16 protein-coding genes, 1 tRNA gene and 1 pseudogene are annotated in these 20228 nt (G+C 57.9%); 9 read left to right on the top strand and 9 right to left on the bottom strand.

The genetic code is table 11. The annotated features are described in order from the left end of the window. The 4 genes and pseudogenes from EYC79_RS23670 to EYC79_RS01410 all read left to right on the top strand — a co-directional run. A pseudogene (locus EYC79_RS23670) lies at positions 1–363 on the top strand (amino acid ABC transporter substrate-binding protein); the annotation flags it as partial. 106 nt (positions 364–469) lie between these two features. Then, positions 470–1666, top strand: coding sequence for an amino acid ABC transporter permease (locus tag EYC79_RS01420; protein ID WP_113260702.1), 1197 nt, complete (start codon positions 470–472; stop codon positions 1664–1666). A 5-nt stretch (positions 1667–1671) separates the two neighbouring features. Further along, positions 1672–2829: an amino acid ABC transporter permease gene (locus EYC79_RS01415; RefSeq protein WP_062425472.1), complete on the top strand. Its 1158-nt coding sequence runs from the start codon at positions 1672–1674 to the stop codon at positions 2827–2829. Positions 2830–2840: 11 nt separating this feature from the next. Next, positions 2841–3614, top strand: a complete 774-nt coding sequence (locus EYC79_RS01410) for an amino acid ABC transporter ATP-binding protein (RefSeq protein ID WP_062425471.1) — start codon at positions 2841–2843, stop codon at positions 3612–3614. Positions 3615–3780: 166 nt separating this feature from the next. Here EYC79_RS01410 and EYC79_RS01405 read toward each other — a convergent pair whose 3' ends face one another. Further along, the gene (locus tag EYC79_RS01405) at positions 3781–4626 is read right to left on the bottom strand and encodes a universal stress protein (protein WP_130976972.1); all 846 of its coding nucleotides are present in this window, start codon (positions 4624–4626) and stop codon (positions 3781–3783) included. A gap of 119 nt (positions 4627–4745) precedes the next feature. Further along, positions 4746–5519: a competence/damage-inducible protein A gene (locus tag EYC79_RS01400; protein ID WP_062425469.1), complete on the bottom strand. Its 774-nt coding sequence runs from the start codon at positions 5517–5519 to the stop codon at positions 4746–4748. Between the two features lie 245 nt (positions 5520–5764). Here EYC79_RS01400 and wrbA point away from each other — a divergent pair, with 245 nt between their 5' ends. Next, positions 5765–6364 (top strand): NAD(P)H:quinone oxidoreductase type IV, encoded by a 600-nt coding sequence (gene wrbA, locus EYC79_RS01395; protein ID WP_112519040.1) that lies wholly within the window; start codon positions 5765–5767, stop codon positions 6362–6364. 474 nt (positions 6365–6838) lie between these two features. Here the strand turns inward: wrbA and EYC79_RS01390 are convergent, their stop codons facing one another. The 4 genes from EYC79_RS01390 to EYC79_RS23665 all read right to left on the bottom strand — a co-directional run bounded on the left by EYC79_RS01390 (position 6839) and on the right by EYC79_RS23665 (position 8072). After that, positions 6839–7084, bottom strand: coding sequence for a DUF982 domain-containing protein (locus tag EYC79_RS01390; RefSeq protein WP_111847916.1), 246 nt, complete (start codon positions 7082–7084; stop codon positions 6839–6841). 72 nt (positions 7085–7156) lie between these two features. Continuing rightward, positions 7157–7447 carry a hypothetical protein gene (locus EYC79_RS01385; RefSeq protein WP_062426121.1) on the bottom strand — a complete coding sequence of 97 codons (291 nt, stop codon included), beginning with the start codon at positions 7445–7447 and terminating at the stop codon, positions 7157–7159. 65 nt (positions 7448–7512) lie between these two features. Then, positions 7513–7998 (bottom strand): RNA ligase family protein, encoded by a 486-nt coding sequence (locus EYC79_RS01380; RefSeq protein WP_245495164.1) that lies wholly within the window; start codon positions 7996–7998, stop codon positions 7513–7515. Further along, on the bottom strand, positions 7932–8072 hold the full coding sequence (locus tag EYC79_RS23665; protein WP_245495163.1) for a hypothetical protein: 141 nt from the start codon (positions 8070–8072) through the stop codon (positions 7932–7934). Before EYC79_RS23665 ends, EYC79_RS01380 begins: the two co-directional genes overlap by 67 nt. Positions 8073–8489: 417 nt before the next feature. On the opposite strand from EYC79_RS23665, the gene EYC79_RS01375 reads away from it, so the two are divergent. Both EYC79_RS01375 and EYC79_RS01370 read left to right on the top strand, forming a co-directional pair. Continuing rightward, positions 8490–8816: a hypothetical protein gene (locus EYC79_RS01375; RefSeq protein WP_130976971.1), complete on the top strand. Its 327-nt coding sequence runs from the start codon at positions 8490–8492 to the stop codon at positions 8814–8816. A 399-nt stretch (positions 8817–9215) separates the two neighbouring features. Then, a complete protein-coding gene (locus EYC79_RS01370; protein ID WP_130976970.1) occupies positions 9216–9554 on the top strand; it encodes a hypothetical protein in 339 nt (112 codons plus the stop codon). Between the two features lie 411 nt (positions 9555–9965). Here the strand turns inward: EYC79_RS01370 and EYC79_RS01365 are convergent. Together EYC79_RS01365 and EYC79_RS01360 are read right to left on the bottom strand one after the other, a co-directional pair. Next, a tRNA-Cys gene (locus EYC79_RS01365) sits at positions 9966–10039 on the bottom strand. A gap of 167 nt (positions 10040–10206) precedes the next feature. Then, on the bottom strand, positions 10207–10359 hold the full coding sequence (locus EYC79_RS01360; RefSeq protein WP_082447214.1) for a DUF3309 family protein: 153 nt from the start codon (positions 10357–10359) through the stop codon (positions 10207–10209). Between the two features lie 243 nt (positions 10360–10602). Here EYC79_RS01360 and EYC79_RS01355 point away from each other — a divergent pair, with 243 nt between their 5' ends. Both EYC79_RS01355 and EYC79_RS01350 read left to right on the top strand, forming a co-directional pair. Then, entirely contained in the window at positions 10603–11274 is a 672-nt protein-coding gene (locus tag EYC79_RS01355; protein WP_130976969.1) for a protein-L-isoaspartate O-methyltransferase family protein, read from the top strand. A 197-nt stretch (positions 11275–11471) separates the two neighbouring features. Then, positions 11472–12407, top strand: coding sequence for a PopZ family protein (locus EYC79_RS01350; protein WP_112952445.1), 936 nt, complete (start codon positions 11472–11474; stop codon positions 12405–12407). Positions 12408–13053: 646 nt separating this feature from the next. Here the strand turns inward: EYC79_RS01350 and EYC79_RS01345 are convergent. Further along, entirely contained in the window at positions 13054–19899 is a 6846-nt protein-coding gene (locus EYC79_RS01345; protein WP_165456933.1) for an apolipoprotein A-IV repeat region-like domain-containing protein, read from the bottom strand. Between the last annotated feature and the right edge of the window lie 329 nt (positions 19900–20228).

Raw genomic sequence — 20228 nt, 5'->3', positions numbered from 1 at the left:
TCCAAGGAGCCTCTCGGACCGGCCGTTCGTCAAGGTGACGACCAGTGGTTCGACCTTGTCAGCTGGGTTCACTACGCCATGATCAATGCTGAAGAGCTCGGCATCACCTCCAAGAACGTTGACGAGCAGAAGGCTTCTGCCAACCCGGACGTCAAGCGTCTTCTCGGCACCGAAGAGGGCACCAAGATCGGTACCGATCTCGGCGTCACCAACGAGTGGGCCTACAACATCATCAAGACTGTCGGCAACTACGGCGAAGTCTTCGACCGCAACGTCGGTCCTGGCTCTCCGCTTAAGATCGAGCGCGGCCTCAACTCTCTGTGGAACAAGGGCGGCCTGCAGTACGCGCCTCCGGTTCGCTGATTGCTTTAAAGCCTAAAAGCTTGTGCAGGAGGCGGGGATGTTCATCTCTGCCTCCTTCTTCTTCATAAAATAAGCTCGAAAAGAGCATATAGAGGGAAAGGTGCCTATGGCAGGCAAGACGATCCGTTCTGGACCGTCCGGCGCATCCGGCGCGACGTCCATGATCAACGATCCGCGCATGCGGTCTATCTTCTATCAGACCGTGACGCTCATCATCCTGGTGCTGGCCGTCTGGTTCATCACCAACAACACCATCCAGAATCTTCAGAGAGCCAACATCGCCTCTGGCTTTGGCTTCCTGAACGGGAGAGCCGGTTTCGATATCGGTCAGACGCTGATCGACTACAACAATGACAACACGTTTGGTCGCGCACTGATCGTCGGTATATTGAACACCTTGCAGGTGGCAGTTCTCGGCATTATCACGGCCTCGATCATCGGTTTCCTCGTCGGTATCGCACGCCTGTCCAAAAACTGGCTGGTCTCGAAGCTCGCTCAGGCCTATGTGGAGATCTTCCGCAATCTGCCGCCGCTTCTCGTCATCTTCTTCTGGTACAAAGGCGTCATCACTATCCTTCCGCAGGCACGTGAATCGCTTGCTCTGCCACTCGATACCTATTTGAACAATCGCGGTTTCTTTTACCCCAAGTTCGTCTGGGGCGAGGGCACCTGGATGGTTCCGGTGGCATTCCTCGTCGGTATCATCATCACCTTCTTCGTCTATCGCTGGGCAAAGGCCCGGCAGATGCGCACCGGCCAGCCCTTCCGCACGGGCCTCGTCGGCACGGCCATCATCATCGGCCTGCCGCTCCTGACCTTTCTTGCGCTCGGCGCGCCGTTGACCTTTGACGTGCCGGTTCTTGGTCGGTTCAATCTGGCTGGCGGCTCGGTCATTGCACCGGAATTCATGTCGCTCTACCTAGCGCTTTCCTTCTACACCGCCTCCTTCATCGCTGAAATCGTCCGTGGCGGCATCAAGGCCGTTGCGAAGGGGCAGACGGAAGCGGCCGAGGCACTCGGCCTTCGTTCCAGCACCACGACGCGCCTAATCGTCGTTCCGCAGGCGATGCGCATCATCATTCCGCCGCTCACCAGCCAATATCTCAATCTGACGAAAAATTCGTCGCTGGCTGTTGCCGTTGGCTTCTCGGATCTCGTCGCCGTTGGCGGGACCATCCTCAACCAGACGGGTCAGGCTGTCGAAGTCGTGGCGATCTGGATGATCGTCTATCTGTCGCTGTCCATCACGACGGCGTTGTTCATGAACTGGTTCAACGCGAAGATGGCATTGGTGGAGAGATAAGCGATATGACAAGTACTTCCGTTTCCTATATCCGCCGCGAATTGGTGCCGGCTCAGCCGGCTCCATCCAGCCAGGTCGGGGTCGCGCATTGGCTCAAGACGAAACTCTTCGCCACGCCGAAGGACGTCGTGATGACAGTGCTGTCCATCGCACTGCTCGCCTACATCCTTCCACCTCTGGTGCAGTTTTTGTTCGTCGATGCCGTCTGGACTGGTACCGATCGCTTGGCTTGCCTCACCGTCGCGCAGGGCGGCACTCTGCCGGATGGCCAAGCCGGAGCCTGCTGGGCTTTCGTTGGCGCCAAGTTCCAGCAGTTCATGTTTGGACGTTATCCATTTGATGAACGCTGGCGTCCGCTTCTGGTCGCAGCAATGTTTGTCATTCTGCTCATCCCGATGCTGATCCCGAAGGCACCCTTCAAGACGGCCAATGCCGTGTTGCTTTTCCTCGTGCTGCCTTTCGTCTCCTTCTTCCTGCTGGTCGGTGGTTACTTCGGCCTGCCGCGGGTGGAGACGCAGCTCTGGGGCGGGCTGATGGTCACGCTCATCCTGTCCTTCTTCGGGATCACCGTATCGCTGCCGCTTGGCATTCTCCTGGCGCTTGGTCGTCGTTCAACGATGCCGGTGATCAAGACACTGTGCGTGACCTTCATCGAGGTCATTCGCGGCATTCCACTGATCACGGTCCTGTTCTTCGCCAGCATCATGCTGCCGCTGTTCCTGCCGGAAGGCGTGACCTTCGACAAGTTCATGCGTGCTCTGGTCGGGGTGTCGCTGTTTGCATCCGCTTATATGGCGGAAGTTATTCGCGGTGGCCTTCAGGCCATTCCGAAGGGGCAGTATGAAGGTGCGGATTCGCTTGGCCTGAATTATTGGCAGAAGACGCGTCTGATCGTTTTGCCGCAGGCGCTGAAGCTCGTCATTCCCGGCATCGTCAACACCTTTATCGGTCTCTTCAAGGATACGTCGCTCGTGTCGATCATTGGCATGTTCGACCTCCTCGGTATCGTCAACCTCAACCAGTCGGATGCGAACTGGGCAACACCGGTGACACCTGTCACGGGTTATGTGTTTGCCGGGTTCGTATTCTGGATATTCTGCTTCGGCATGTCGCGCTATTCCCTGTTCATGGAGCGCCATCTCGACACCGGACATAGAAAGTAAGGGAAAATCTCATGGCAGAAACCCAAGCAAAGAAGCTCGAAGTTTCGGCGACGGATGTCGCGATCGAAATCACTGGCATGAACAAGTGGTACGGCGATTTTCACGTGCTGCGCGATATCAACCTCAAGGTCATGAAGGGCGAGCGCATCGTCATCGCCGGTCCTTCCGGTTCCGGTAAATCCACGATGATCCGCTGCATCAACCGCCTGGAAGAGCACCAGTCGGGCAGCATCGTCGTCGATGGCATCGAACTGACCAACGACCTGAAGAAGATCGATGAAGTGCGCCGTGAAGTCGGCATGGTGTTCCAGCACTTCAACCTCTTCCCGCATCTGACCATTCTGGAAAACTGCACACTGGCGCCGATCTGGGTTCGCAAGATGCCCAAGAAGGAGGCCGAAGAGATCGCGATGCACTATCTGAAGCGCGTCAAGATCCCCGAGCAGGCGCATAAATATCCCGGCCAGCTTTCCGGTGGCCAGCAGCAGCGTGTGGCGATTGCTCGCTCGCTATGCATGAAGCCGAAGATCATGCTCTTCGACGAACCGACATCGGCGCTCGACCCGGAAATGGTCAAGGAAGTGCTCGACACCATGGTGAGCCTTGCCGAAGACGGCATGACCATGCTCTGCGTCACCCACGAAATGGGCTTTGCCCGCCAGGTGGCCAACCGCGTGATCTTCATGGACCAGGGTCAGATCGTCGAACAGAACGCCCCGCAGGAGTTCTTCGACAATCCGCAGCATGAGCGCACCAAGCTCTTCCTTAGTCAGATCCTGCATTAAAGCATGGTCCGCGCAAGGTTTTGCGATAACGACATGCGACAAAACAAGGACTTAAAGCGTATGGAGCGCATCTGAAAGATCGCGACACGCTTTAAGACTTTTCTGACTAAAGAAACAAAAAACCCGCCGGTCGCCCGGCGGGTTTCTTTTTGAAGGATGTTTCGCGTCAGCGGGACATCAAGGTCATCGCCGTCATCGAGTCGAGGAGCGTGCGGGTCACGCCGCCAAACAGCATTTCCCACCAGCGGGAATGACCATAGGCACCCATCACCAGCAGATCGATGCTGGTATCCGCCAGTCGATTTTCAATCGCCGTATGCGGCGCGACACCTTGGATCTTTTCCTGCGAGGTCACAGTCACATTGATGCCGTGGCGTGCAAGCGTTGCGGCGATCTCAGAACCCGCCAAGGCTGCGGTCTGCGAATCATTGTCTTCCATGTCGACGGAGAACACTTCGACGCTCTCTGCTGCTTTAAGGAAGGGCAGGGCGTCAAAGGTAGCGCGTGTTGCTTCTCGCGATCCATTCCACGCGATCAGCACCCGGCGGATCGGTTTCGGCGCGGTTAAAATGTTAGGGATGAGAAGAACAGGACGACCGCTCTCATAGAGAAAATTGTCGATATCGGCGCGGCTATCCGACAAGGCAAACGAAGCATGCTGTCGTGCTACGATCAGATCGGCGCAGCGCGCGCTTTGAAGCGAGGACTTGGCGGAGTAACCGACCGAAGAGGCGAAGCTGCGCCATTCGCTGGAAATACCGTTCGCTGTCATGCCTTCGGCAAAGACTCTTTGGGACTCTTCGGTTTCCTTATGGGCCACATCCTGTACCGCCTGCACGGTGGCGGGATCGGGAATTTCCATAGGCGCGACAAGCGGAACGGCCGCCAGCGTTTCCATATGAAGCCCTATCACATGTGAAGAGAATTGTTGCGCCAGCTGAGCCACGAACGCGTCCAGATGACGCGTGTTTTCAGCGGTGTCGACAACAGCGAGGATCGTTCTGTAGCCCATGGCCATTCTCCTTGTGACGCATCAATGACAGATCCAAGATGAACCTGTCATTCGCTCGTCGCCTTGATCTTTATCAAGACGAAACCTGCACAGATTAAACGTATTGCGCCCAAAGGAGTTCACGCAAACGTGGAGGACGCCTTCGCTTTCGCAATGTTTTCAATCATCGCCGCCACGTCTCTTGCTGCTGCCTCCAACAGGTGTGCATCGCGTGCGCGGACCACGATCTCGGTGGAGAAGCGCTGCCCGTCATATTTCGGATAGGAACCGATGCTGGTCTCAGGGTGGGCCTTCTGGATTTCGCTCAGAGGCGTTCCGATGTCACCCTCCCCAAATTGCGATGTCACCGACTGGGACATCATCTTCGCGCCCGTTTTGAGGGTGGGCACGACATTGTCGAGCATGGCTTGGAAAACCTGCGGGACGCCCGCCATGACATAGACATTCTCGACGATGAAGCCTGGCGCGACCGAGACAGGATTGGCGATGTGCTGTGCACCGCGCGGCATGCGGGCCATGCGTTTGCGCGCCTCGGTAAACTCCATTTCCCGGGCGCGATACATGTCTGCGAGAATGCGCAAGGCGTCCGCATCATGCTCACAAGGCAGGTCGAATGCAACGGACACGGCATCGGCCGTAATGTCGTCATGCGTCGGGCCGATTCCGCCCGAGGTGAACACGTAATCGTAGCGAGCACGAAGAGCGTTCAAAGCTTCGACAATGGCTGGTTCATCATCGGCGACGATCCGCACTTCCTTCAGGTCGATGCCGGACATGGTGAGGACATCGGCAAGGTGCCCGATATTCTTGTCCTTGGTGCGACCCGACAAGAGCTCATCGCCGATGGCGAGCATGGCGGCCGTAACCGGGGAGGAGGGAGAGGCAGAAGACATGGAAGGATACTCACGCGACACAATGTGCGCAGACGTTAAACCCGCCAGCGGCGAATGCAATATGCAAGGTCATAAAATAGGACTGTATACCGACGTACTGCCGTCGTTCGCAAATCGAGAACGGTGCGTCCTTTTCGCACCTCTCGCTCTCGCCCCATTCCTCTGTTAGCGTCCTGTTACATCAGCGGCGTAGAAATCGTCCGCGATCCTGATGCTGAACAACAAACAATGAGGAAAGACCAACGATGGCAAAAGTTCTGGTGCTCTATTACTCGTCCTACGGTCATGTGGAAACAATGGCTTACGCCGTTGCAGAAGGTGCAAAGTCTGCAGGCGCCGACGTCGTCGTGAAGCGCGTTCCCGAACTCGTTCCGGAAGAGGTCGCGAAGTCCTCTCACTTCAAGCTGGATCAGCAGGCACCGATCGCGACCGTCGAAGAGCTTGCAGATTACGACGCGATCATCGTCGGCGCCGGCACACGCTTCGGCACCGTTGCCTCGCAGATGCGTAACTTCTGGGATCAGACCGGTAGCCTGTGGTTCAGCGGCAAGCTGGTTGGCAAGGTGGGCTCGGCCTTCACCTCCACGGCGACGCAGCACGGCGGCCAGGAATCCACCATCCTCGGCTTCATCCCGACCTTCCTTCACCACGGCATGGTCGTGGCAGGTCTGCCTTATGCCTTCCAGGGTCAAATGGGCGTGGACGAAATCAAGGGCGGCTCGCCTTACGGCGCATCGACCATCACCGATGGTGACGGCTCGCGCCAGCCTTCGGCAGTCGAGCTGGAAGGCGCAAAGTTCCAGGGCGCGCATGTCGCCAAGCTCGCAGCCAAGCTGTCGGCCTAAGCCTCATAGACAAAACGAAAATGCGGCCCGTGAGGCCGCATTTTCATAACTGCCGTGAGGGGCAGCTGAGATATCGAATTGTTTACGAGCTTCAGACCAGCGGGTTGACCATGATCAGGCAGGTCACAACCACAAATCCCAGAAGCGATATTTCGAGCAAACTGTTTAGGCCGTCACGCATCTCATTACCCTCCAGATTTCCGTACCAGGAAAACGTGGAAAACATAACGTAGTTCCGCGACAACGATACGAATCTTAATGGACGGTAAAGAAAATCTCTTATCCCGTGTTTCGGTCAGCCGGTAATGACGAAGGCGATGATAAGATGGCCGACGATACCCACCACAAGGCAGGTCATCAAAAGCAGGAGCAGGGGCTTCTTCATCGTTTTCTACACTCTTCCAAGCCTAATCGATCGCGATCTTCTACGCGCCGTAAGCGCGGGCGTTAAGCCATAGTCTCGCTGTTGCGACATTATGCCTTGATATCGAGGCCAGCCTCAAGTGCAGCGGCCACAAAAGCGCGCCGTGCATCCTCGGGTTTCTTTTTGCCAGATCCGACAGCAGCGCAGACGAGGAGAGCTTGATCGAGTGCGTCACCGTCTTCCACGGGCCAGTCCTCGATCATCGCCCAGGAGGCGGCTTGGGTCGTTTCGATGCTGATGTAATTGCCAGGTTCTTCCAGCGCGACCAGAACCGGCTTGCTCCATTTCGTGTGCATCTTATCCTCTACCGCTCCACTCGATCAGAGGATGCCTGTAGCCCGTTCGAGCGCTGTGTTCAACGGTTCGGATTAGTCATCACGCCCAAAGGTCAGCCAATCGCGGATGATGCGGCGATCGATGATCTTGATCGAACGATCCGGCTGGATCTGATAGGTCTCAATCACGCGGTCACCATTCCAGCGCCTGAAGTTGTGGGTGAAGGTGCTGCCGATAGGCGACTTCGTCAGCTTGGTGCGCGGCTGACCATTATAGGTGATACTGCCAGGAATAGGCTCGAGATTTGCAGACGAGATTCCGGTCGTGCAGCTTGCAAGCGCGAGTGCGAGGATGGAAACTGCGATAAGGGACTTCGCTTTCATGATACGCTCCTTGCGACGCCAAATGACTTCGGCTGAGGAGTAACTGAAAGCCTCGACCAAGGTTCCTATTCTCCCGCCAAGCCGTTGGGTACGATGTCCATCTTCATCCAGTGGACATCCGTTTGTACATGTCCTTCTCTCACATACTTGCCTAAGAAGTCGGGCATAGCGCTCTCTGCAAAGGCGGACGCACGCCTGACCACGAAGCCCTCCTGTTGGCACGTATTGAGCGCCTTCGCGAGATCATCAAATAAACCCTGCTTGTAAGGGCCACGATACATTATCGGAACATGTTGAATCTTTAGCTCTGTGAAACGAGCAAGCGTCATGTCCCATGACTGGATTTCGTCACCAACGATCCACGCAAAACCCAGGAAATACGAGGGTAAAGAATGATAAGTGATGGAGTGACGGGCGTATAGGTTTTCGCCAACAATACGTTCGTCCTCTGCGAGGTGAGAAGAAATACCCGCGGCAAACGCCTTTACCCAGTCACGAGAAGAATGATAGCGGCCATCCGGGCTTCGCGCATGGCACCCGCCTGCGTGAATGGTCGTGTTCTCTCACCATCCATCTTTTCGGTGACAACCAGATCACCGACCTTCAAGCCATCGAGAGATGGCATGATCTTGTCGTCGCTCGTTGCTCCCGGCGAGTGTGGCAGGTGAAATGTGCGGCCGTATTTTCTCATATGGAAGAGATAACATGCCCGTCATCGATAAGTCACCAGAGCGTCCAGCAGGTCATGCTGGCTACGCACCAACGCGGCAAGCGCGGGCGATATTCAGAGGTGACTATGCGTAGATTTTTGGAGGCCTCGTTGAGACAAAGGTTCGGCTGGATTTTGGTGGTGGCTTCATGGACTGGCGCGGCTAGTACAAAACGCCGGACTTTCATAGTGATAAGAGATTGCCCGGAAAGGCCTTGCGGCTTCGCGCCCGGGCATGGCGCCGGTGATCGCATGTAATCACCCCAGGCCAATGGTGGACCCCTCGCGGATTTCTCGGGAGGGATTTCTTTTCAGCCCGCGAAGGGATCCCAAATGGCAATCTTCAACAAACTCGACCGCCTAGCATCCAAGCAGTGCGATCGCATGTATTCGGTCTCAGCTGTTATCGACGGCGTTGTGTCGACGCCGAATGGTCGATCGCAGCCGGATCCCGATCGCAGAGAAATTCATATCCGCGGAATCTTCGATGAGGCTCCAGCTTACGCTGCAGTTGAGCAAGGGAAACGCGATCGCAGCGGAAATGACCTCGCTACGCTCATTCATGGCGCTGACTTTGTTTTCAGCGTCGATGTGCTGCGTTATCCAGCGGCCGCCAGCGTCAAGCAAAACGATCACGTTGGACGATGCCCGCCGCTTTGAGATCGCAAGCGTGCGGCCGGATGGTTTATCGCGAACGGTCTTCGCGCTCACGAAACTACTTTAAGCGAACGGCGCGGGCGCGGATCTCGTCCATTCTGACCTCATGCGCTTTCAACGTCTCGAGCTCCGACTCGAGGCGGTCATAGAGGGGTAGGACATTCACCCCATCATCTCCCAAGAAAACAATTATCTCTGCAAGCTTATCGAGGGCGCGCTCGACCGTGATAGGGGCGTAGATCTTACTTTTTGGCACCGCGCCTCCCCACGAGTAGGTTCTTCGGCCCCTGGACCCATGGTCCGCGGGTCGGAAGCAGCGCACAGTTTGAGTAATTTTTATGTTTCCATTTTTACAGTTTCAGTTTCAATTTAACAGGGACGAATCTGTGGCGAGGAACTGAAATGGAACGTGCGTTCGAAGCTCACCTGGACATGGTGGCGCGCGACATCGATAGAATGAACGCGGTCAGCTTCTCGGGCATAGAGAGAAACCTTCAGAACGGGTTGAGAAACGCTTTCGAAATGGTCGAGCGTAGTGACTTGGCACTCGCCAGCGCGGACGACGTCCTCTCTGCATTCCATGCACTATCCGTGGAATTTCGAAGATCCCCTATGGGTATGGGGCGGTCTGAAGAGGTGGAGAAGGGGAAGGCGCTTGTACTTCAGCGCATCGCCATTCTTCGCAAAGAGATGCATAACTGTGCCCCCTCAGCGGTAGCGAAGGCGTTGATGCTTGAGTAGGCGCTGGAGCCTATGGCCTAGCCGTGCTGTAGTATCCTTCCAAGTATTGAGGTATGCTGTGGGCAATTCGGTGTCTGACCGGCGGCCACTTGCTTTTTCATGATCGGACAGATGCCTCTGATATCCTTGTCACGATAGAATACCGCACCTCGATTGCGAAGTGCGACCTCAGGCTTGTAGCCACAATCGGGACAGACCCATTCCGTTTCATTTCTCATGTATGCACTCCCATCAGAAGCCAGATGCTGCCAGCGAACCTCTCATGTTGCAATACATGTCGCACGGATTCGCCGGGGCCCGAATGAAATGCTCGGAAACAAAGGGAATCAACGCGCAACATGCATGCGACATTAAAGCTGCGCCGTCAGTCGAATTTCGACCTCAAGTGCTTGATTTGTAATGTGATTTTTTTGGAGGCCTCGCCCGGAATTGAACCGGGGTACAAGGATTTGCAGTCCTCTGCGTCACCACTCCGCCACGAGGCCTCACACGCTCGTCTGTTTGAGCGATGGCCGGGATTTAGAACGAATCCATTTTCGGTGCAATAGGGGAGTCGGAAAAACTCCCGATAAGTTTTTCATGCAGCTTTAGGATCATGAAAGAGCCCCGTCAGACCTTTCGATCGCATCGGGGCTACTTGTCTTCTCCTAAATCAAATTCTGCCAAGCAGAACGAGGATCAGGACGATGACTAGGACCAGACCAAGACCGCCCGACGGGCCCCATCCATAGTTGTGGTATCCCCAGTTCGGAAGTGCGCCGACCAGGAATAGAATCAGAAGGATGACTAGGATTGTACCGAGCATGTTTGCCTCCACCCGTTGATGATACGTCAGTAACGCAATAATGATTAGGCGGATAAAAAAGTTCCCGGGAGCGGTATCAGCCGACGTTGTTTCGGGTAGCAGATGTGCCGCGGCGTATGGTCGTTTCTTTTTAGCCCACTGATGCATGCTTGTGCTTGAAAGCGCGGGCGGAGCCCATTAAGACGATTAGCAAAATGCGGACACAGCTGTGTCTGCCAGACTTTTACTCGAGGCAAGCACGACATGATGGATTTTGAAACCGCACGCGCGAAAATGGTGGACGGCCAGGTGCGTACGACCGATGTAACGTCCCATTCGGTGCTCAAGGCGATTCTTTCCGTACCGCGTGAGGCCTTCGTTCCAGACAACGTCAAGCAGGTCGCCTACATGGACGAAGATCTGCAAATCTGTCCTGCCAAGGATGGGCTTGCGGCGCGTTACCTGTTGAAGGCTTCGCCCATCGCCAAGATGCTGCAGCTCGTGGCTGTCACCAAAGATGATTTGGTGCTGGAAGTTGGTGGTGCGACGGGTTACGTCTCCGCAATCCTCTCGGAACTCGCAGGCTCCGTTGTTTCGCTGGAAAGCGATCCTGAACTTTCTGCGAAGGCGACCGAAACGCTTGCCGCACTGGGTTACGTCAATGTGGTCACGGTTGCCGGCCCGCTGGAGCAGGGACATGCCGCACAGGCACCCTATGATGTGATCTTCATCAATGGCGCTGTTGAGGAGGTGCCGCAGGCGCTTCTCGACCAGCTCGCCGATGGTGGTCGTCTGATTGCCGTCGTGGGTTATGGCAATGCAGCCAAAGCCAGCGTTTATCGCCGGGACGGCAAGGGTGTGTCGGCGGCGACCTTCTTCAATGCGTCGCTGAAGCCGCTTCCGGGCTTTGCCAAGGCTAAGGAATTCGTTTTCTAAATCGGTTGCAAAAGCAGATGGTTAACAGATGGCCCGGTGCACGCCGGGCCATTTTTGTTTGTAAATAAAGCTGTGTATCGCGCAAATCAGCCACCCGCATGGATTCTCTTCTGAGCGCTTGTGCCCTACACTCAAGATGATTCGGAGCATGCGTATTCTGCTCCGGCCCGTCTTGAATGTGAAAATCGGGGATAAAAATGGCTCAGCCGAGTGTAGCGCGTGAACCATCCATGGAAGAGATTCTGGCATCGATCCGCAGGATCATTGAAAGCAACGAACCTGCGCCGTCGAATGGATTTCCAGGTCAGCCGGCTACCGAGTTCGAACTTGGCGAGGTGGAGCTGGATATGGACTTTGCCGAGGATATCTCAGCAGAGATCCCGAGCCCGCCGGCCCATGTTCCTCCGGCTGCCAATCAGGGCTATGGCGCGCGCCAGTTCAACGATTTCGCGCCTGTCGTCGAAAGAGAAGAGCCTGTCGCCGAGAAGTCGATGTCGCTCGCCGATGTAGCAGCACGGGTTCGCGCAGCCGCAGATCGTAATGCAACGCTTGGGCCTCAGGGCAGCCTGGCTCACGGGCAGGGCGTGACGCCGGCGCCTACCGCTTCACCAGCGCCAACGCAGTCCTCTCTGGAGGCTGAGCGCCCACAGGTAGCACAGCCTGCCCGCCCTACGGATGTGCGTCCGTTGTTGGCTGCCACAGCACCTCAGCAGCCCCGGGAAATGCCGACGTTCAATCCTCCGCCGCAAGCTGCGGCACCTGCGCCAGCACCACAGCCTGTCCCCGTTTGGGAAACGATGCAGTTGCGCGGCGCGGTGGAAGAAGAGAAGCCCGTATCTCGCGCTGTCGACATTCGCCAGGAGCCTATGGCCGAACCTGCCGTTCAGAAGAGCGAGCCCAAGCTCGATCTACCGGTGAACTTGGTGTCCGCCGAGGCCGGCGCCCAGATCGCCCGGTCCTTCGGCGCTCTTGCTGAAGTATTTGACGGCGTGCGTAACCCGACGATCGAGACTGTCGCTCAGGACATGCTGCGTCCAATGCTGCAGGAATGGCTGGAAGACAACCTGCCGACGATCGTCGAGCGTATGGTTCGTGAAGAAATCGAGCGCGTTGCGCGTGGTCCTCGTCGTTGATGCACATTGGAGGAAGGCTGCACCTTTCTCCTGATCGTGCCGGGACGGGGTCACCTTGAGGTCATGATGACCTTTCGTTGATACAGAAAGCCGCTGTGGAGATGATCTCCTCAGCGGCTTTCGCTTTTATATGCTTCGTTTGCGCCGGCGCTTGACGCCTTCTGTCGCAGCGTTGTTTTTCAGAGCGCGTCATCACGGATGTACTGCGAAGCTTATTCAAACGGGCCTTCTACAAAGTGTCAGAGACTGTCTATTTCGGTTCCGACAATAATTGGTCTTGGTACTCGACTCTGCAGAAAGGCGAAGAGGAAAACCACGACGCGATGTGGATCGACCTCAGAGTTGGATCGAGCTCCGAGTCGCAAGATGATGACGTGTTGACCACAGCATCGGCCCAACAATCGGACTCGATTTTCGAAAAAGCACGATGCGTAGATCCAAAAAGTAAAGCGCTGTGCGCCCAATTGGACGCACAGCGCTTTAGCCGTCCATTCACTCTGCCTGAATTGTCGCGAACGCTTTGCTGTGCGGCGTTGCGCTTAGTCTTCTGTGAAGACAGGTCGGTCGAGATCCAAGGTGCGTCCATCAAACGAAAACGCCCCCGCGGTGGCGAGGGCGTTTTCCAAAAGCTTATCGAAGCGCTTGCTTAGCTGAAGCGCCCGGCTGCGTGGGCCAGCATGGTGTAAACCTTGCCGGTATCGGACGTCAGGTAGGATTGTGTCACCGTGCGATCACGGTCCGTGCGGGCAACATCCGCCAGAAGCTTTTCGAAATCGGAGATGTACCGGTCGACCGCGGTGCGGAACTCCGACTCACGCTCATATTTGCGCTTGATCTCGTCGAAGGTCTGCTGGCCCTTCAGTGTGTAGAGGCGACGCGTGAAGACGTCGCGCTCGCCGCGCTGATAGCGACCCCACAACTCGACAGACGCATCGTGATCGATGGCCCGTGCGATATCCACGGAAAGCGAATTCAGTGACTCGACGACATGGCGCGGGTTGCGGCTGTCGGCGGCACGCGTCTGCTGTTCGGCTGCAGGCCGGGCTGCAGACGGGGCAGGTGCCATCGGTGCTGCGCCGTCCTGAGCGTCGCGAGAGGCGCCGCGCAACAGATCGCTAATCCACCCACCGCCTTCTTCACGGCGCTGAAGCGGTGCCGAAAGACCAGGCTGCGAAGGCGCTGGACGTTGCTCGACGGGAGCGACGTTGCGGATGACCGGTGCGGCTGGCTGCTGCTGCACGGGAGCTGCTGTTGCTGCCGGTGTAGGCAGCGGCTGCGGTTGCGGGCGTGGCTCTACGCGCGCCTGTTGAGGCTGCGGGGCTGCTGGCTTGGTGGCCGCAATCGCCCGTGCTGCCGGCTCGGAGATTTCAAACTGCTGCGTGGAGCGACCCACCAGCTGAGAAATATCCTGCAGTGCCTTGATCTGCTCGGAAACGGCGCGACGCATTGCGGCTGCACTTTCCTTGGCTTCTTCCGGCAGGTCGAATGCACCACGCTTCAATTCGGCGCGGGTGGCATCGAGTTCCTGGCGGATATCCTGGCTGGAGCGGCGGATCTCTTCCGTTGCGCCGGAGAAACGATTGACCGCTTCCTGTACCGCTTCACGCAATGTTTCGCGCATGACGGTGGCAGCCGCATTCGACTTGTCGGTGGCGGTATTGATCAGCTTGTCGACGTCGGACAGCGACGAGGCGACGCCGTTGCGCAGACGACCGGCAAGCTCGTCCGAATACTTCTGCGTCTCGGACATGGTGCCTTCGATCGCACGTGCCGCTTCCTGGCTGGCTGCCAGAAGCGCGCCACGCATGTTCTGCGCCGCACTGCGCGCCCGCTGTTCGGTCTCGTCCAGCGAGCGACCGATATCGTCGAAGGAAGAGTTGAGGTTTTCGCGCAGGTTGCCCGCCACTTTGGTGGAGCGCTGCTCGGCTTCGCCCAACGTCTGCTCCACGACGGACATGACGCCGCGCATTGAGTTTTCGATTTCCTCGGAGCGCTGCAACAGACCGACGGAGAGCGAACGAAGCGCTTCCTGACGTTCTTCCAGCGTGCCGACAAGGTTGGCCTGTGCGGAGGTCAGAAGCTCGCCTGCCTGCGACAGAACCGAAGTGTGCTCGTCGAAGCGTGCCACAATGCCGGCGACCTGAGACAGCGTGGTTCCGGACACATTGGCCAGACGATCGACCTTGCTCTCGAGCAGGCGGCTGGAGGTGGTGATCAGGTCGGATGCGCGCGATGCGGATTCCGAGAAGCTTGTGGTGGCGCTGTTGAGAGCCACATCGGCCTGCTTGAATTCCTGTGTCGCACGTGCCACGGCCACATTCAGGCTGTCGGTAGCGCCGTTCACTACATCGGTCATGCTCGAATGGCTGTGTGACAGCATGTCGGTGCTCTGACGCGTCGCCGAAACCAGCTTGTTGGCAGCATCGCTGCTGGCGCGAGCGTAATCATCGATGGCCTGCTCGACCATGCCGACCATGCCACTATTGGTTTCCGACAGAAGGTTTGCGCTCTGCTGAGCAGCAGTAACAATCTTCTCGGCCGCATCCTGGCCGACGACAGCATATTCGTTGACGATCGGCTTTGCCTTCTCCTCGATGAGGCGAGACAGTTCGGCAGAACGGCTTGCCAGCATGGAGTTGAGTTCGCGGGTGCGGCTGTCGAGCGTATGGCGGATAGACTCGCCACGGGCATCGAGCGCGCTTTCGACATTGGTCAGCGTCTCGGAAATGGCGCCAACCTGGGTGCGGACGACAGCTTCTGCTTCGGCAACCTTGTTGACGATGGCGTTGCCAGCATCGGAGAAGGTCTGTGCAACCGCAGCGGCCTGGCCAGAAAGCCTGCTCTGCGCATCGGAAATGCGGCCGACGATCTCATCGGAGCGCTGTTCGATGGTGCGGGTGAACTCGTCGTTGCGGGACTTGATCTGGTCTGCAAACTCAAGGCCGGTCTTGCTGATGAACTCGGTCGAGCGCACCGCCTCATGATCGATGCTCTGGGCGGCGTCAGCCACCGCATCGCGAAGCGTGCGAGCAAGGCCGGAAGCCTTGCCTTCAATCGTGCGGTTGACGTTTTCTAGGCCGACATTAAGCGCGCGATCCATCGTGCCTAGACGCTCGTCGATCCGAGCCGTACCGGTCAAGAACACGCCCTCGAGCTTCTGCGTGGCGTCATCAAGCGTTGCATTGACGTTGGTCAGATCGGACTGGAGCTTGCCATGCAGAGCTCCGATATTGTTTTCCAGTCGCGTGCCGGTTTCACCAAGACGGTCGGAGACCGTGTTGACGGAGTTTTCGATACGCGAGGTCAGCGATTCCGACGCCGTGTCGATCGTCCGCTGCAGAACTTCCTGCTGCGTTTCGAACGACATCTCCAGCATGCTGGTGCTTGAGGCAACGGTGGTTGCAAGCGACATGGTCTGGTCAGACAGAAGATCGCCAAGCTGTTCCTTGGCAGAGCCTAGTGTTTCCGAAAGAGCGGAATGATGCTGATCCAACGTGGTGCGGATGGCGTCGTGCGATGTCTGAAGATTGTTTTCCAGGCGCTGGACGCCTGTTTCCATCGTGTTGGCGAAGTTACCGGCACCGGATTCGACTGCGGTTTCGATACGCGTCGCTGCAGAGGCAACCGTCTGCTCGATCAACTCGCTGTTGCGCTCGACGGTCCGGCTGATGGTGTAGGCCTGCGTGCCAAGCATCGTGTCAAGACGCAGATGTCCGACCGATAGTGCTTCTTCCATGGCGGATGTCGTCGACGTCAGTCGTTCTTCGGCATCCGAGACCGTGCGGGCAAGGCTCGCAGCGCGGCCATCGAGAGCAGAAGCAAGGCGCTCTTCGGCCGACGAGATCGCCATGTCGATGGCGATGGTGCGGCTGTCGAGTGTGTCGGCCAGACGTTCTTCCACGCCGGACACCACGGAGGTGAGGGCACCTGTCCGGCCATCCAAAGTCCCGGCCAGACGTTCTTCGGCCGACGAGAATGCCATGTCGATGGCCATGGTACGGCTGTCGAGCGTATCGGCCAGACGTTCTTCGACGCCGGACACGATCGAGGTAAGGGCGCTGGTGCGGCCATCCAGGGTTTCGGCAAGACGCTCTTCAGCAGAAGAGAAGGCCATGTCGATGGCCATGGTGCGGCTGTCGAGCGTATCGGTAAGACGTTCTTCGACGCCGGACACGACGGAAGTCAGGGCGCTGGTGCGGCCATCCAGGGTTTCGGCCAGACGCTCTTCGGCAGAAGAGAAGGCCATGTCGATGGCCATGGTGCGGCTATCAAGCGTATCGGTGATACGCTCTTCCACGCCGGACACCACGGAGGTGAGGGCGTTGGTGCGGCCATCCAGGGTCTCGGCCAGACGCTCTTCGGCAGACGAGAAGGCCATGTCGATAGCCATGGTGCGGCTATCAAGCGTATCGGTAAGACGTTCCTCTACGCCGGACACCACGGAAGTGAGGGCGTTGGTGCGACCATCCAGAGTTTCGGCCAGACGCTCTTCAGCACTGGAGAAGGCGATGTTGATCGCCATCGTCCGGCTATCCAACGTGTCGGCGATGCGGCCTTCGACCCCATTGACGGCATCGTTCAGTGCTTGAGTGCGGCTCTCCAACGTATCGGCAATACGGGTCTCGATACCGGAAACGGCCGACGTCAATGAGGCTGCACGGCTGTCGAGCGTTTCTGCAATCCGTTCTTCAGCGGACGAGAATGCCATGTCGATGGCCATAGTGCGGCTGTCGAGTGTATCGGCGATGCGCTCTTCCACACCTGCAACAACGCTGTTGAGCGCCAAGGTACGGCTGTCCAGCGTGTCGGCCAAACGGCCTTCGACATTGCTGACGATGTTGGTGAGGTTCGACGCGCGGGTATCGAGCGTTTCCGCAATCCGCTCTTCGGCTGTAGAGAATGCCATGTCGAGGGCCATGGTGCGGCTGTCGAGGGCATCGGCGATACGGTCTTCAACGCCCGCAACGACATTGCCCAAGGCAGACGTGCGGCTGTCCAGCGTATCGGCCAAACGGCCTTCGGCACCGCTGACGAGGTTGGTCAGGTTGGACGTGCGGGTATCGAGCGTTTCGGCAATGCGCTCTTCAGCGCTGGAGAATGCCATGTCGAGGGCCATGGTGCGGCTGTCGAGAGCATCGGCAATGCGTTCTTCCACGCCCGCAACGACATTGCCCAAGGCAGACGTGCGGCTGTCCAACGTGTCGGCCAAACGGCCTTCGACACCGCTGACGAGGTTGGTCAAGTTGGACGTGCGGGTGTCCAGCGTTTCAGCGATCCGCTCTTCAGCGGTAGAGAATGCCATGTCGAGCGCCATGGTGCGGCTATCGAGTGCATCGGTGATGCGCTCTTCCACACCGGCAACGACAGTGCCAAGTGCAGACGTGCGGCTGTCCAACGTGTCGGCCAGACGGCTGTCGACATCGTTGACCATGGTCGTCAGAGCAGAGGTCCGCGTATCGAGTGTCTCGGCAATGCGCTCTTCGGCGGTTGAGAACGCCATGTCGAGCGCCATGGTGCGGCTATCGAGCGTATCGGCGATACGTTCTTCAACGCCGGCAACGACGTGGCTGAGCGCTGCGGTGCGGCTGTCCAACGTGTCGGCGATGCGGTCTTCAACGCCGGAGACGGCGCCGGTAATGGCAGCAGCGCGGCTATCCAGCGTTTCGGCCAGGCGACGCTCGACTTCGGCGACGACGTTGTTGATGGCGGCGGCTCGCTCATCCAGCAGTGCGGCAAGGTGCTCGGCGGTACCGGCAACCGATCCGGTGATGGCTTCCGAGCGGCTTGCAAGCGCGCTGTCGAAACGGTTCTGGCTTTCGGTAAGCGCGCCGAACAGCTGGGCGCTACGCTCGGCAAGAACCGCATCGATCTTCGCATGCGTGCCGACGATCGCGCTGGAAATCTCGTTGGTGCGGGCGCTCAAGGCGTCCGTCAGTTCGCGGGTGCGCGTTTCGAGCGAGCTTTCCAGCATTTCCTGGCCAGCGCCCAGCGAGGTCGCGAGAGCCAGAGACTGGTCGGTGAGGGTGCTGTTCAGGCGATCGATATTGGAACTTAGAATGCCACTGAGCGAATCCGTGCCGCCTGCAACCGTCTCGTTGATGCGGGCGAGGCTCTCCATCAGCTTGCTGTCGAGTGTACCGGCGCGCTGATCGAAGGCGCTGGCAAACTCTGCAACATGGGAGTCGAACGCAGTGTTCACGAGACCGACGGTCGTCTGAAGCTTCTCTTCGAAGAGGCCCGAACGCAGATCGAGATCCATGATCGCATCGTCTGCCGTGCTCTGCAGGCTCTGGCGGAAGGACATGCCCTTCTCTTCCAACGTCGCGGAGAGCTTGCCGAGCACCGTGTCGAGAGACCCATCGATGACCTGTTGGCCGCGGCTGATATTCTGCGACAGTTCCTGCGTGCGCTTGGTCAGCGTGTCGTTGAGCAGGCGGGTGTGCTCGTCCATGGACTGGTTGAGCATTTCCGTGCCGCTCGAAAGGGCAGTGGCATGCGTTGCGAATTTCTCGATCAGAGCATTTCCACGCTCGTCGAACGTATTGGAGAGATCGTGGAGACGCAGATCGAATTCGTTGTTGAGCGCCGCTCCAGAACTGTTCAGAGCATTCAGCAAATTCTCGGTCTTCGCTGCAATCAGCGTGCCCATCGCTTCCGTCGAAACGCGGGATTTCTCAAGAAGCGCTGCGGAGCGCGTGTCGATCATCGACGCGAACGCCTCACCACTGGTGGCAAGACGCATGGAAAGCTCTTCACCGACCAGTGACAGCTCTTCCTTGAGCTGCTCCTGGGCGCCGAAGATCGAGGAGCGGATACGTTCAGCATGGCTGATAATGGCGTCGCGTTCTGCGGTCAGCTCGTGAACGAGGCCGCGCACGCGCAGTTCGTTGTCGGCGTAGCTGCGCTCAAGCGCGTTGACCTCCGAATGAACCAGCGTCTCAAGCTCGGTCGCGCGGGCAATGGTGCGCTCGATGCCGTCATTCATGGCGGACACTTCGCGGCGAACCGCCTGGCCAACCGACATGATCCGCTCGGATGCGATCGTCTCCGGCTCTGCGAGACGCAGCGCGACTTCTGCCATGGAGCGTGCGGCATTGCGCAGATCCTTGGCACGCGCCATCATGATGGCGAAGGCGAAGAACAGCATGATCGGAACGACAATGCCGACCATGATCGCCATCAGGCCGGGAATCGCGAAAAGCTGTGCAATCGAGCCTACATTCCAGATCTGGCCGCCATAGATGGCATGTGCAAGACCGACGCCGGCAATCGCCCAGAAGACCGATACGATTGATGCATTGCGGATGGCGCCCGTCATGGAGCCGGCCTCCAGCGATCGCAGGATCATGGCCGGGCTACGCTTGGTGCCGTCATTGGCAGCCTCAAGCCCTCCGGCTCGCGACTGCTGCTCGCTCGCCGCACGCGCTGCCGCTGCTTGAGCCGAAGACTGTGCCTGCTGGTCGTTCTTACGCGGTCTATTCTGTTCTGGCACTCTTGCCTCCGCGGGCTTGGGAGTGGACCTTCTACGAGGCTCCGGCTGGTTTTCGTATGCGCCGAGCTGCAAAGCATCTTCAAGTGCCTGATACGCAGTCTCGTCGATCGAGTCGCTAAACTTGTTGTTCGCCATGCGGTTACGCCTCGTTACATATACGCCCGGCTCATGCCGTTCATTCGCCCGCCGCCTGCAAACGAATATCCGCCATCATGCCTGCAAGACACCTTGAACCATCATGGTTGCCCGGTGGCCTGTTCCTTACTAACACCTGAAAGTGGTCACCCAGCTTTAAGGCAAAAAATACATCAGCTTGCCGAATCCGCAAA

Source organism: Agrobacterium cavarae (assembly GCF_004310285.1).
In the GTDB taxonomy this organism is placed as follows: domain Bacteria; phylum Pseudomonadota; class Alphaproteobacteria; order Rhizobiales; family Rhizobiaceae; genus Agrobacterium; species Agrobacterium cavarae.
The sequence above is the reverse complement of the archived record's forward strand: the minus strand, read 5'-3'. Positions and strand labels throughout refer to the sequence as shown.